Genomic DNA, 12,577 nt, shown 5'->3' on the forward strand with positions numbered 1-12,577 from the left:
TATTTTTATATATGAATATAGATTATTTTAATAGCTGAGACTGAAAGAAGTACTCTACAACTAACTTTTTAGCGAGAACCGATGGTGGGAGGGTTCATGGATAGGTAGATGAAATGCATTCACGAGCTGACACTCCGATTATAGGTAGGTTTGTCCGGCGACGCACCGTTATGCGATGAGTGGGTATCGCTATTGGTACCTAACAGAGTGGAACCGCGGACCATCGTCTCTGTATGAGATGAGAGGTCTTTTTTATTTTACAAAATTGGAGGCATCGGTAACGATGAGAGAAATTACTGTTTATAATACTATGACGCGCCAAAAAGAGGTTTTTAATCCTGTAACACCAGGTGAGGCAAAAATGTACGTATGTGGTGTCACACCATACAATCATCCTCATATTGGCAATGCTCGTCCTTTCGTGACTTGGGACGTAATTCGTCGCTATATGAAACATGTAGGCTATAAAGTAACATATGTACAAAACTTTACTGATGTGGATGATAAAATCATCAACACTTCTAATGGTGAAGGTGTCTCTTGGGATACCATTGCAAACCGTTATATTGATAGTTATTTTGAAGTAATGGATGCGTTAGGTGTACAACGTGCAGACATTTATCCACGTGTATCTACACATATTGATGATATCATTGCTATGATTCAAACATTGATTGACAAGGGCTACGCCTATGAACTCGATGGCGATGTATATTATAGTGTGGAGAAATTTGAACATTACGGTGAGTTATCTGGTCGTACATTAGACGATATGGAAGCAGGCGCACGTATTGAAGTAGATGGTCGTAAGAAGAATCCTATGGACTTTGCTTTGTGGAAAGCAGCAAAACCTGGTGAACCTTATTGGGAAAGCCCATGGGGGAATGGTCGTCCAGGATGGCACATTGAATGTTCTGCTATGAGCCAAAAATATTTAGGCACAGAATTTGACTTCCACGGTGGTGGTAGCGATTTGATTTTCCCTCATCATGAAAATGAAATTGCTCAATCAGAAGGTTGCTCTGGTCAACATCCAGCAGTGCGCTACTGGTTGCACAATGGTTTTATCACTATTAATTCTGAAAAAATGTCTAAGTCCTTGAATAATTTCTTCTTGGTAAAAGATATTTTAGAACAATATAGTCCTGATGCATTGCGTTACTTCTTATTGAGCACGCATTACCGTAGTCCATTAGATTTCTCTGATGAGCGTCTAGAAGAAGCTAATAAATCTTTGGAACGGTTAAGCACAGCTATTGAAAACCTTCTTTACCTTGAAAAATGTGAGCCAGGCTCATGTGATGAAGCTCAACGCTTATTAGAAAAAGCGAAAGCATACGAAGAAGAATTTGAGGATGCTATGAGTGATGATTTCAACACTGCTTTAGCAACTTCTAGTATGTTCGGTCTTGCAAAAGAAATTAATATCTACTATCAAGCTGTAACAAGTAGAGAAGGCGTTGTTTGCCAAGAGGCAATTGCTGAAGTGAAACGAATCTTCAAATTTATGACAGATGTTATTGGTGTTCTTGAAAAAGCTTGGGAAGGCAATACGGGTGCTAATGCTGCTGAATATGAAGAATTAATGCAAGTTATTCTTTCTGTACGTCAAGCTTGTCGCGAGCAAAAACAATGGGCATTAGCTGATTGTATCCGCGATCGATTAGCTGAGATTGGTATTACCATTGAGGACTCTCCTCAAGGTGCACGGTGGAAAAAACGTGAAGTTTAAACAATTTCAATTCTTAAAGAATGAAGCGATAAAGAAACTAACGGCTCTTGAAGAAGAGCCGCTTCGTTTGCGCAAACGAACAATAGAGGAGTGCCTAAGTGCCGATGCAGTTATGCTAGCTTATATCGGTGATGCAGTATACTCCATGTATGTGCGCGAACGCGTAGTACAAATGAATATTACAAAAGTACAGATCTTACATACTATCGTTACTGAATTTATTTGTGCTAAATCACAGGCAAAAGTATTGCTAGAAATAGAAAATACTTTCACAGAAGATGAACAAGCTATTGCACGCCGTGCTAGAAATAGTAATGTAAACGTGCCTAAAAGTAGTACTGTTCAAGAATATCGCAGTAGTACGGCCTTTGAAGCAGTACTAGGATTTCTTTATGAAACGCGCCAAGATGAGCGCTTACAGCATATCTTGGGGCAAGCCTTTTCTATAACTCTACGAGGTATGTAGTATGGATAATTATATTGTAGGTCGCAATGCGGTTAAAGAAGCCCTTAAAAGTGGCCGTTCTATTCAACGTATTCTGGTCAGTGAAGATAAGGTAAAAACAGGGTTAGCTGATATTGTAAATCTTGCTAAATCTCAAGGTATTGAAGTTAGACCAACACCAGTTAAACAGATGAATAAGTACGATTTAGAGGTACCACATCAAGGGGTTATAGCTCTTGTATCGGCCGTTCAATTTAAAGAATTGGGCGAGGTATTACAAGAAACGACACATGAGGTTCCTTTACTCATCTTAACGGATGGGGTTGAAGACCCACATAATATGGGAGCTATCATTCGTACTGCTGAATGTGCGGGAGCTACGGCTGTACTCATTCCTAAACGACATAATGCGCCTATTAATGCTACTGTTGCAAAGACATCTGCTGGAGCTATTGAACAAATTCCACTTGTACAAATTGGCAATGTAGTGCAAACCATTAAACAACTTCAAAAACAAGGATTTTGGGTAATGGGGGCTCATATGGAAGGTGATCGTACCTTGTATGAAGCAGATATGACAATTCCTACGGTTATAGTCATTGGTAATGAAGGTAAGGGGATTAGTCGCGTTGTAAAAGAAGCTTGTGATTTCCTTGTAACAATTCCTATGTATGGAAATTTGAATTCTTTGAATGCATCTGTTGCAGCTGCAGTTCTTATGTATGAGGCGGTACGTCAACGCCAGGCGAAATAATCATGCTAAAAGATATTTTAATTGTAGACGGCTATAATGTTATTTTTGCTTGGACTCATTTGAAAAAATTGGCTCATGAGTCTTTAGAACATGCGAGAATGGAGCTTCGAGATAGATTGTTGAACTATGGTAAATTTAAGGGTTACGAAGTAATCCTTGTATTTGATGGTAAGTATACAAAATCTGGAGGTTCCATTGAATCTATTACAAGTGGATTTATCGAAGTGTATACTGAGGATGGAGAAACGGCGGATTCCTTTATTGAACGAGAGGTATTTTTACGTAAAGGCAAATATACTAATGTATATGTTGTAACCTCCGATGGGGCAGAACAGAATCAAATTCTAGGCTCTGGCGGGTTGCGCATTCCTGCTCGTGAGTTGCAAAATATGATTCGTATAGCTAAGGAAGAAGAACGACTTCAATATGCTCATGAACATAGACGTGATCAATTTTCAGTGCGTCGTAATGAAGTGGGAGGTTTATTATCTCCTGAAGTTGCTGAAAAGCTTGAGAAATTGCGTCGAGGTCATTGATAGTTGAAAATCATATACCGTTCCAGTATAATAAATATATTGGTTTTTCTCGCTCAATTGTAAGGAGGAGCTTATGAAAATGATTCATACACGCAAGTCCGATTACAATTTCAAGGAAATGACCGATGAGCAAGTTGTGGTCATAGCTCAGGAAGAGCAAAATGAGTTTGCAATCGATTATATTGTTAATAAATATAAGAACTTTGTAAGAGCTAAGGCTCGCTCCTATTTTTTGGTAGGTGCCGACCGAGAGGATATCATCCAAGAAGGGATGATTGGACTCTATAAGGCGACGCGAGATTTTAAACATGATAAATTAGCGTCTTTTAGAGCTTTTGCAGAACTTTGTATAACTAGACAAATTATTACAGCTATTAAATCGGCTACAAGACAAAAACATGCGCCTTTGAACTCCTATATATCCTTAAATAAACCGGTGTATACAGAGGACTCTGAGCGTACATTGATTGAAATGCTATCTTCAACAAAGATTACAAATCCTGAAGACCTCATTATCAGTCAAGAGGAACTAGATGATATTGAGCACAATATTGGTCATATTTTAAGTGATCTCGAATGGGAAGTCTTGGAAGGATACCTTGATGGACGTTCCTATCAAGAAATGGCTGAGGTCACAGATCGTAGTGTTAAATCTATTGATAATGCGCTACAAAGGGTAAAACGTAAATTAGAGAAGTATTTAGAACATCGTGTATTGGGCTCGCATCGAGCATCACAGGAAGGATGACAGTCGTGACAAATTTCTTAATGATTGTAGAAGTAATCGTATCTATTTTATTAATTGTAGTAGTTGTTGCACAAAATAGCAAAAATGCAGGCATGGGCGGTGCTGTTTCTGGTGCGGCAGACTCTTCTTTTGGTGGTAAGCAACGCGGTTTAGATGCTTTCTTATCTAAATGTACGATTATATTGGGGATTATCTTTGCTGTGTTGAGCTTAGTGTTAGGGGCAATGATTAATCAATTCTAATGATGAAAGCCTGCTTTGCAGGCTTTTTCTTTTTTCATCCTAATAAGGGGGTGCAGACTTGAAGAAGAAGGTATTGGACTTTTATAAATCTATACAACCACATGCATACCATATTGAGGATGCAGCAATGGATAATCGTATTCGAGGTGGCAAAGATCTTGAAATGTTTATTCGATCTGCGAAAATGCTCGCCCGTGAAGGCGTATTAACTTCATCTCGACCAGATGTATACCGATATGAAGATCAACAGCATGAAGAATATGAAGGTATCTACAAAGGATATCGTAAATCTTATGGATTTGTTATTATGCTGGATGATGAAGATATTTATGTAGCAGAACAAAATAAAGGAACTGCTATGCATAATGATAAGGTACGTGTTCGTATTGTACCATCAGATTATACAAAACATAAACGTGAAGGCATCATCGTTGATGTTATTGAGCGTGCTAATGAAACCATAGTTGGTACTTACGACAGACAACAACACTTCGGCTTTGTTGTACCAGATGATGAACGTATTGGAACAGATATTTTTGTAGATTTAAAAGATACTTTAGATGCTCGGAGTGGAGCTAAGGTACTAGTAAAAATTACAAAATGGCCTGAAGGCAATAAAAAACCTGAAGGAATTATAACAGAAATTTTAGGTTATAAGGGGGATGTAGGCCTAGACATCAACTGTATTATGGCTAATCATAAGATTCCTTTTGCATTCCCTAAAGAGGTAATTGAGGCAAGTGAGAAGATAGATACTATTGTTCATGAAGATCCGAAGCGGTGGGATCTTAGAGCCTTACAAATGGTAACTATCGATGGAGAAGATGCAAAAGATCTTGACGATGCTGTAAGTGGTCGTAAATTACCAAATGGTAATTATGAGCTAGGCGTACACATTGCGGATGTTAGTCATTATGTTACTTCAGGCCAGCCTATTGACAATGAAGCATACAAGCGGGGGACTTCAGTTTACTTAGTGGACCGCGTAGTACCAATGTTACCAGAGGTATTATCGAATGGTATTTGTAGTTTAAATGCCCACGAAGATCGCTATGCTATGACGTGTATGATGGAAATTGATGATTCAGGTACAGTTGTTAATTATCGTATTCGTCCGTCTATTATCCATGTAGGACGTCGTTGCAGCTATAAAGAAGTTTATAAAGCGTTAGAGGAAAACATTGTTCCTGACGATTTAGTAGATTTTATTCCTATGCTTCGTGACTTAGCAGAAATTTCTAAGATTTTAAATCGTATGCGTCGTCGTAGAGGGGCATTAGACTTTGATTTTCCGGAATATAAGGTATTACTTGATCTCGATGGTACACCGTTGCGTATCGTAAAACGCGATCGAACTATGGCAGAGCGGCTTATCGAAGAATGTATGCTCATTGCTAATGAGACGGTAGCTACGCATTTAAAGGATACTCAACGTACATCGGTATATCGTATTCATGAACATCCTAGTGAAGAAAAATTGGATTTATTCCAAAAGGTATTACATTATTTAGGTCAAACTCTTGTCCTTAGTGCTGATGGTGTAACACCACGAGATTTCCAAAAAATCCTTGATGTAGTGAAGGGACAAGATATTGAGCAAGTGGCTCAAATTATGACCTTACGTTCTATGCAGCAAGCGAAATATAGCATTGAAAACGTCGGCCATTTTGGGTTAGCATCCACTTGCTATACGCATTTTACATCTCCCATTAGACGTTATCCGGATTTGATGGTACATCGACTTTTAAAAGCGGATATGCACTGGAAGGGTGGATACTCTAAACGAGATGTAGATGAAGCTTTCTTAGCTGGTGCTGTGGAACATTCTTCCATACAAGAACAAGTGGCAACCGAGGCAGAACGAGAAACTACTGATCTAAAGAAGACTCAATACATGGTTCCATTTGTAGGCGAAGTTTTTGAAGGCACTATTGCGAGCATAACCTCCTTTGGCATGTTCGTAGAGTTAGAGAATGGTATCGACGGTCTCGTGCATATTAGCATGATGAACGACGATTATTATTTCTTTGACGAAGAACATTTTGTTCTTGTTGGTAAGCGGACAGGTAAAACCTATCACTTAGGTGAAAAGGTTACTGTTACACTTGTAAAAGCCGATGTAGAAAAGAAACAAATCGATTTTGTTCTTGGTGAAGTAGATAATCTGATGGCTATCCAAGAACAATTGAGTAGTGGCTCTGACTATGCTACTAGTCGTGATGGTTTTGGAAATCTAAAGGGGCGAAAGTCATCCCGAAAAAACGGTAGAAAAACTTCTAAACGAGATGATTCAAAAGCTGGGCGTTCTAGATATGATGCTTTCAGTAAAAAATCTAAAAAAGGTAAATCGAGTCGCAAGAAGTCAAATAAAGCTACAAAACGTAGTCAATCTAAAAAATCTAAAAGTAAACGTAAACGATAGAGGAGAATATGGCAAAGAAATCTAGCCCATCGCTTATTGCTGACAATCGTAAGGCGCGTCATGATTTTCATATTCATGAAACCTATGAAGCTGGTATTGCTTTAACAGGAACTGAAATAAAGTCTATTCGTCAAGGTAAGCTTAATCTTAAGGACAGCTTTTGTCGTATAGATAAAGGGGAAATTTTATTGTATGGTGTACATATCAGTCCGTATGAACAAGGTAATCGTTTTAACCATGAACCGGAGCGGACACGCAAGTTATTGATGCATAAATCTGAAATCAATAAGTTACATGCTCAAGTTAAGGAAAAAGGATTTTCTTTAGTGCCGCTAAACTTTCATTTTAGTCACGGTTATGTAAAGGTTACTGTGGGTCTAGTAACTGGTAAGAAACTTTATGACAAGCGTCAAGATATGGCGGAACGTGATGCCAAGCGCGATATTGCTAAGCGAATTAAAGAGCAACAAAAATATTAAGAATTATAAGGAATCAAGTCGATATGGCTTGGTTCTTTTTGTATATTTGTTAACTATGTTATTTTTAGTGGTTGATAAAAATACAGTGAGAATTTATAATGTAAACAATAAGAGATGTTTGTAGTTGACATTTTCTAAGTAGAGGAGATACATTATGAATCAGAACATTCGGTACATTACAGAGGTTGCTATTTTAACTGCCATGATTACTGTATTAGGGGCTATTAAAATACCTAATGTCATTCCAGGTATAGAGTTTCAATTATCAGCCCCGTTGGCGGTAGCGATATGTGCCGTATTCGGATTTAAAAAGTATATTATAAGTGGTTGTTTATCTAGTCTAATAGGCTTAGCATTAGGTACTCAAACCATTTTAAATGTTATGATTGCTATGCAATTCCGGCTCATTGTGGGACTAATCCTTTGGATCTGCCATAATCACATGATAGGTATTATGGTTTCTGGTCCAATTGCATCTGCTTTAGCGCGATTATCTTTGTCTTTATACGTTGGTAAGGCTGCATTACCGATGATAGCTCTCGCAGTTCCAGGTATGATCTTTACAGTAATTATGGCACCAGTATTTGTGAAAGTATTCTATAAAATTCACAACCAAGTACCTCAAAGTAATGTAGTTAAAGGTAAGGTATCATAATGGACGAATTATATAGTGTGCGTATGCGCGCGGCTCAAGGTGGTCCCCATGAAAACGGGGGCCACCATATTTCTGGCGCAGAACGCATTGTGACCTTAAATCAAGTTGGATCTATTGCCCAGTCTTTAGCCGAACGAGCGCTGCATCATAGTAAGGGGACAGCTGATTTTATTAATATTACAGTGGACTTAATTCCTGCAGAAACAATTACATATATAGAATGTTTAAAGGTAAATGAACATTTGGCGAATACTGTTGCCGAGGCACATCAATTAGCTGTTGAACTTTTACAGGGCGCTGATATTAGTGAAACTGCTGTTAAACATGCTATTTTTCTATTAGAAGGTTTAGATTCATCTATGCGAGGTGCTATGTTGGTTGATGCAATTTCTGGTGAGCGCATAGATTCTGGTAACCGTGGTGTTCGCGTGAGTCATATGGACTCCTTTGACTCTGAAAAACTAGGGGAAAATGAACATATGAGAGAGGCCTTAGTATTGGCTTCTAAAGTGCAATCTGCAGAGGGGATTGTAGGTGAATTATGTTGGTCTGATGATCCTGATTACACAGTAGGCTATGTTGCTTGCAATGATATTTACCATCGAATTCCTAGCATGAAAGAATTTGGATCTAATCTAGGAGGGCGTGTATTTTTTGTTAAACCAAATACTGATGTGGACTGTGTAATCAAGTATTTGGAAAAAGCACCAGTACTTGTTCAGCGGTGATTGTATGTATAAATTCTTCCAAGAGCAATTAAATAATAAAATCAATAACCTAAATTTGCGTACATTAACGGAATATTGCCCTATAGACGCAGTACGTGTTAAAAGAAATGATAAAGAATATTTGATGATGGCGTCAAATAATTATTTAGGTCTTACTTTTGATGAACGTGTAATAGAGGGGGCCATTAAGGGAGCTCAACAATATGGTACTGGATCAGGTGGATCGCGTCTGGTATCCGGTACATTTCCCTTGTTTACAGATCTTGAAAGAGAACTAGCAAAATTTAAGAATACAGAAAAAGCTCTCGTCTTTAATACGGGTTACATGGCAAATGTAGGTACTATTTCTGCCATAGCAGATAAAAATATGACCATTTTTAGCGATGAATTAAACCATGCTAGTATTATTGATGGTTGTAGATTGAGTAAGGCTACTGTAAAAGCCTATAGTCACTGTGATGTAGAGAAGTTAAAGTGTTTACTTAAACAAGTAGATCGTAATGCACATAAGCTCATTGTCACAGATGGGGTCTTTAGCATGGATGGCGATATAGCCCCATTAGATAAGCTTTACGAGGTTAGCCGTGAGTATAATGCTTTACTTATGGTAGACGATGCTCATGCGACGGGGACCATTGGTAGCGGTCATGGAACGGCTGCTTATTATGGTCTCGAGAAAGAAGTGGATATTCAGCTAGGTACATTGAGCAAATCGTTAGGTTCTGTTGGCGGCTATGTAGCTGCTAATAGCACCATCATTGATTATCTTGTGAATATGAGTCGTAGCTTTATATTCTCCACTGCATTATCTCCTGCTGACATAGGGGCAGCCCTGGCTGCGTTGCATATTCTTGAGTCTGATACATCTGTATTAGGACGTTTACAAGAGAACGTAAACTATATGGCTCTTCAATTGATTGCCATGGGAATTGAAGCGACCAATGAAACTCCAATTTTCCCAATATTAATCGGAAGTAATGAAGATACACTAGCAGTATCTGATTATCTATACAATGCTGGAATTATAGGTACAGCGATACGTCCGCCTACAGTTCCTGTTGGTGAAAGTAGAATTCGTTTAACCGTTACAGCTGCTCATAATAAAGAACAAATTGATTATGTGTGCCGGACATTGGATAAAGCTATCAAAGAATTGAATTAATTTTATGATTCTATATAATAGCTTCATTTGTAGTAGTGGATAAAGTAATCTAGAAGTTATAGATTTAACTGAATTATAAAGGCTCTATATAATTGACAGCTGTATTAAATGGGCTTATAATTATGAGACCGACGCACGGGGATGTAAAGGTTTCGACAGGGGTGCGTGTGGTATAGATAGCGAGTCGGCGTTCCATGAGGCCGTTAAACGGTGGGAAAACATTTAAACGCAGAAGAAAATTTTGCATTAGCTGCATAAGCTACGTCCCTCATACTTGTGCCTACCAAGTGTGAATGGACGTCAAACAGTAGGCTGGTCTAATTTAGTTGTTCATATGAATTAGGCGAGACAATATGAACTGGGGTTGTGTAGCTTGTCTGTGAGCGATAGCAACCCGAGATCTCAATCATAGACTGTGCTCGGAGAAGTCTATATGGCAACACTCTTGGACAGGGGTTCGACTCCCCTCATCTCCACCAAATAAGAAGCGTACATTTTAAGAAATAAGTTTGCGCTTACAGATAAATTTGTGATTATTCGGCTATAATAGATAAAGGAAAGCAGATTAAGTGGTTTTAAAACCGTCTAGGTAGATTTTTAGGCGGTTTTTTGTATATTAATAATAAAATTTTCAAATTAATTTAAATAAAGAGTCTTTGAGGTGATAAAGCATGGAAATTTTACTTATGTCATATTTAGCAGGAACAAAAAATATAACAAAAAAGTATCTTTCAAAAATGATTTCGAATAAAATAGTTTTTATTCCTACTGCTGGAAATGTTGAACCATATACTGGATATATTGATGAAGGTGTTGAGATGTTAAAGTCTTTAGGATATGAATTGGAAATTATTGATATTTCTAAATATGATGAAGATTATTTAAAGAATAAACTTTCAAAGACTGAATGTATCTGTATATCTGGTGGTAACACATTTTATCTATTACAAGAGCTGAAAAAGAAAAATCTTATAGGCCTACTTTATGAAAGAATCAAAGAAGGCTTATTATATATTGGTGAATCTGCTGGCGCAATTATTATGTCTGAAAATATTGAATATAATCAGATAATGGATGATAAAAGTATAGCATCTGAATTAGATGATTATATGGGTGTAAATGTATTTAATCATTATGTTGTGCCTCATTTAGGAGAGTATCCATTTGAAGAGACTGCTCAGAAAACATTAGATACTTATCAAGATAAGATACCATTAGTGCCGATAAACAATAATGAAGTAATCTTAGTTGAGGATCATGGTTATACGGTATTAACTGAAAAAAAGTAAACTAGTAATATATAGTTTTATAATTCTAAAACTATTTAAGTTCATATTGAATATAAAATGTCAATAGTTTTTAACATTTTTGTTGTATACAATATATGTGGGTTTAATCAGATTTTATCTATGTTCTACAAAGGTAGAGGGGTATCGGAAAAATTGACTTTATCTATAGAATCCTGTAAAATATATAAAGATATTTATGAAATTATGTGACATGAATGATTCGTTTCTGAAAAGGAGTACAGATAATGAAGTATCGTTATTCCCGTATGTTAGCAGCTCTCGTAATGTCTGCTGTGATGATTGCAGGGTGTGGCAACAATCAACAGCAAGCTGGTGAGATTAATGTTAATACATATAAACTTACAGCAAGTGATACACAAGTTGATCAAACATTTGCTGGCACTGTAGTTGCGGAGAACTCTGTAGCTGTACATGCTCGTGTAAGTGGTTATATTGTTGAGAAGTTTGTAAAAGGTGGGGAACAAGTAGTAGCGGGACAACCATTATATCGAATTGATTCTCGTCAATATGAAGCGAGTCTTGCTAATGCAGAAGCACAAGCAGCTCAAGCTAATGCAAACTTGAAAAATGCTGAAGTAGATCTTCAACGTTATGAAACTTTGGCATCACAAGATGCGATTGCTCAACAACGTGTAGATACGCAACGTAGTGCTACAGAGCAAGCTAAGGCTACTTATGAAGCGTATGAAGCATCCGTGAAAATTGCTCAAGATAATATGGGGGATACCATGGTATATGCACCATATTCTGGTACATTACGCATGGATGACGTAGATACAGGCACTTATGTTCAGGCTGGCTCTACTACATTGGTTACAATCGATTCTATTGATCCAATCTTCGTTGAGTTTAGTATGACTGAGCAAGAATATCTTGATTTTATGAAGAATCCTACAACGGATGATTCTAATGGTCCAAATATTCAATTAAAACTTGCTGATGGCGAAACATATAATGAACTTGGTTCTATCGTGCAAGCGGCTAAGAGTTTAGATCAATCTACGGGTAAGCTTGTATTGAAAGCGTCCTTCCCAAATCCTAATCATTTATTATTACCTAATATGTATGCTACTGTTGTTTCTCCTGGTGAAAAGATTAAAAATGCAATCCTTGTACCAAGTCGTGCAATTTTACAAATCATGGACAAAAACTTTGTTTATGTTGTAAATGCAGCTGGTGTAGTAGAACAAAAGACAGTAGAGATTGGTGGTACTAAAGGTAATGAAACGATCATTAAATCTGGTTTGGCTGCTGGTGATACAATCATCGTTGACGGCTTAACTAAGGTGAAAAATGGCGTAAAAGTAAATGGCAAACTACTAACTAAAGAACAGTTGAAAGCTACAAAATAAAAGGAGGATAGA

Annotated in this window: 13 protein-coding genes, 1 other RNA gene and 1 other annotated feature; all 14 genes read left to right on the forward strand. The window is 37.5% G+C overall.

The features are described 5' to 3' along the window. Nucleotides 1–27 precede the first annotated feature (27 nt). Nucleotides 28–234 (forward strand) — a binding site (T-box leader). Nucleotides 235–283: 49 nt separating this feature from the next. The 14 genes from cysS (at nucleotide 284) to E7L28_RS01950 (ending at nucleotide 12,565) form a co-directional block, all read left to right on the forward strand. Then, nucleotides 284–1,732, forward strand: a complete 1,449-nt coding sequence (gene cysS, locus E7L28_RS01885) for a cysteine--tRNA ligase (protein WP_004696001.1) — start codon at nucleotides 284–286, stop codon at nucleotides 1,730–1,732. Next, a complete protein-coding gene (locus E7L28_RS01890; RefSeq protein WP_101928324.1) occupies nucleotides 1,722–2,198 on the forward strand; it encodes a Mini-ribonuclease 3 in 477 nt (158 codons plus the stop codon). Before cysS ends, E7L28_RS01890 begins: the two co-directional genes overlap by 11 nt. 1 nt (nucleotide 2,199) lies before the next feature. Then, the gene (gene rlmB, locus E7L28_RS01895) at nucleotides 2,200–2,931 is read left to right on the forward strand and encodes a 23S rRNA (guanosine(2251)-2'-O)-methyltransferase RlmB (RefSeq protein WP_004695997.1); all 732 of its coding nucleotides are present in this window, start codon (nucleotides 2,200–2,202) and stop codon (nucleotides 2,929–2,931) included. A gap of 2 nt (nucleotides 2,932–2,933) precedes the next feature. Beyond that, nucleotides 2,934–3,467, forward strand: coding sequence for an NYN domain-containing protein (locus E7L28_RS01900; RefSeq protein ID WP_004695995.1), 534 nt, complete (start codon nucleotides 2,934–2,936; stop codon nucleotides 3,465–3,467). Nucleotides 3,468–3,540: 73 nt separating this feature from the next. Further along, nucleotides 3,541–4,215: an RNA polymerase sporulation sigma factor SigH gene (sigH, locus tag E7L28_RS01905; RefSeq protein WP_004695993.1), complete on the forward strand. Its 675-nt coding sequence runs from the start codon at nucleotides 3,541–3,543 to the stop codon at nucleotides 4,213–4,215. Between the two features lie 5 nt (nucleotides 4,216–4,220). Then, complete coding sequence (gene secG / locus E7L28_RS01910) at nucleotides 4,221–4,457, forward strand: preprotein translocase subunit SecG (protein WP_004695991.1); 237 nt, start codon at nucleotides 4,221–4,223, stop codon at nucleotides 4,455–4,457. Nucleotides 4,458–4,515: 58 nt separating this feature from the next. Then, nucleotides 4,516–6,879, forward strand: a complete 2,364-nt coding sequence (rnr, locus tag E7L28_RS01915; protein ID WP_008714023.1) for a ribonuclease R — start codon at nucleotides 4,516–4,518, stop codon at nucleotides 6,877–6,879. An 8-nt stretch (nucleotides 6,880–6,887) separates the two neighbouring features. Then, on the forward strand, nucleotides 6,888–7,358 hold the full coding sequence (gene smpB / locus E7L28_RS01920) for an SsrA-binding protein SmpB (RefSeq protein ID WP_004695987.1): 471 nt from the start codon (nucleotides 6,888–6,890) through the stop codon (nucleotides 7,356–7,358). A 154-nt stretch (nucleotides 7,359–7,512) separates the two neighbouring features. After that, the gene (locus E7L28_RS01925; RefSeq protein WP_004695986.1) at nucleotides 7,513–8,013 is read left to right on the forward strand and encodes a hypothetical protein; all 501 of its coding nucleotides are present in this window, start codon (nucleotides 7,513–7,515) and stop codon (nucleotides 8,011–8,013) included. Next, complete coding sequence (locus E7L28_RS01930) at nucleotides 8,013–8,741, forward strand: 6-carboxyhexanoate--CoA ligase (protein ID WP_004695984.1); 729 nt, start codon at nucleotides 8,013–8,015, stop codon at nucleotides 8,739–8,741. The genes E7L28_RS01925 and E7L28_RS01930 overlap by 1 nt, the downstream gene beginning before the upstream one ends. Nucleotides 8,742–8,745: 4 nt before the next feature. Continuing rightward, nucleotides 8,746–9,903, forward strand: coding sequence for an 8-amino-7-oxononanoate synthase (gene bioF, locus E7L28_RS01935; RefSeq protein ID WP_316711415.1), 1,158 nt, complete (start codon nucleotides 8,746–8,748; stop codon nucleotides 9,901–9,903). 137 nt (nucleotides 9,904–10,040) lie between these two features. Then, nucleotides 10,041–10,382, forward strand: a transfer-messenger RNA (tmRNA) gene (gene ssrA, locus E7L28_RS01940). Between the two features lie 192 nt (nucleotides 10,383–10,574). After that, on the forward strand, nucleotides 10,575–11,192 hold the full coding sequence (locus E7L28_RS01945; protein ID WP_287531190.1) for a Type 1 glutamine amidotransferase-like domain-containing protein: 618 nt from the start codon (nucleotides 10,575–10,577) through the stop codon (nucleotides 11,190–11,192). Between the two features lie 245 nt (nucleotides 11,193–11,437). Then, on the forward strand, nucleotides 11,438–12,565 hold the full coding sequence (locus tag E7L28_RS01950) for an efflux RND transporter periplasmic adaptor subunit (protein ID WP_004695978.1): 1,128 nt from the start codon (nucleotides 11,438–11,440) through the stop codon (nucleotides 12,563–12,565). Nucleotides 12,566–12,577: the final 12 nt, after the last annotated feature.

Origin of the sequence: Veillonella parvula, from assembly GCF_032575955.1 — a bacterium.
Taxonomy (GTDB): domain Bacteria; phylum Bacillota; class Negativicutes; order Veillonellales; family Veillonellaceae; genus Veillonella; species Veillonella parvula_J.

Excerpts from the sequence above, each read along its gene's own strand:
- cysS (WP_004696001.1), top strand. The coding sequence starts at position 284 with ATGAGAGAAATTACTGTTTATAATACTATGACGCGCCAAAAAGAGGTT.
- bioF (WP_316711415.1), top strand. The coding sequence starts at position 8,746 with ATGTATAAATTCTTCCAAGAGCAATTAAATAATAAAATCAATAACCTA.
- sigH (WP_004695993.1), top strand. The coding sequence starts at position 3,541 with ATGAAAATGATTCATACACGCAAGTCCGATTACAATTTCAAGGAAATG.
- E7L28_RS01945 (WP_287531190.1), top strand. The coding sequence starts at position 10,575 with ATGGAAATTTTACTTATGTCATATTTAGCAGGAACAAAAAATATAACA.
- E7L28_RS01930 (WP_004695984.1), top strand. The coding sequence starts at position 8,013 with ATGGACGAATTATATAGTGTGCGTATGCGCGCGGCTCAAGGTGGTCCC.
- E7L28_RS01925 (WP_004695986.1), top strand. The coding sequence starts at position 7,513 with ATGAATCAGAACATTCGGTACATTACAGAGGTTGCTATTTTAACTGCC.
- smpB (WP_004695987.1), top strand. The coding sequence starts at position 6,888 with ATGGCAAAGAAATCTAGCCCATCGCTTATTGCTGACAATCGTAAGGCG.
- E7L28_RS01950 (WP_004695978.1), top strand. The coding sequence starts at position 11,438 with ATGAAGTATCGTTATTCCCGTATGTTAGCAGCTCTCGTAATGTCTGCT.
- rlmB (WP_004695997.1), top strand. The coding sequence starts at position 2,200 with ATGGATAATTATATTGTAGGTCGCAATGCGGTTAAAGAAGCCCTTAAA.
- E7L28_RS01900 (WP_004695995.1), top strand. The coding sequence starts at position 2,934 with ATGCTAAAAGATATTTTAATTGTAGACGGCTATAATGTTATTTTTGCT.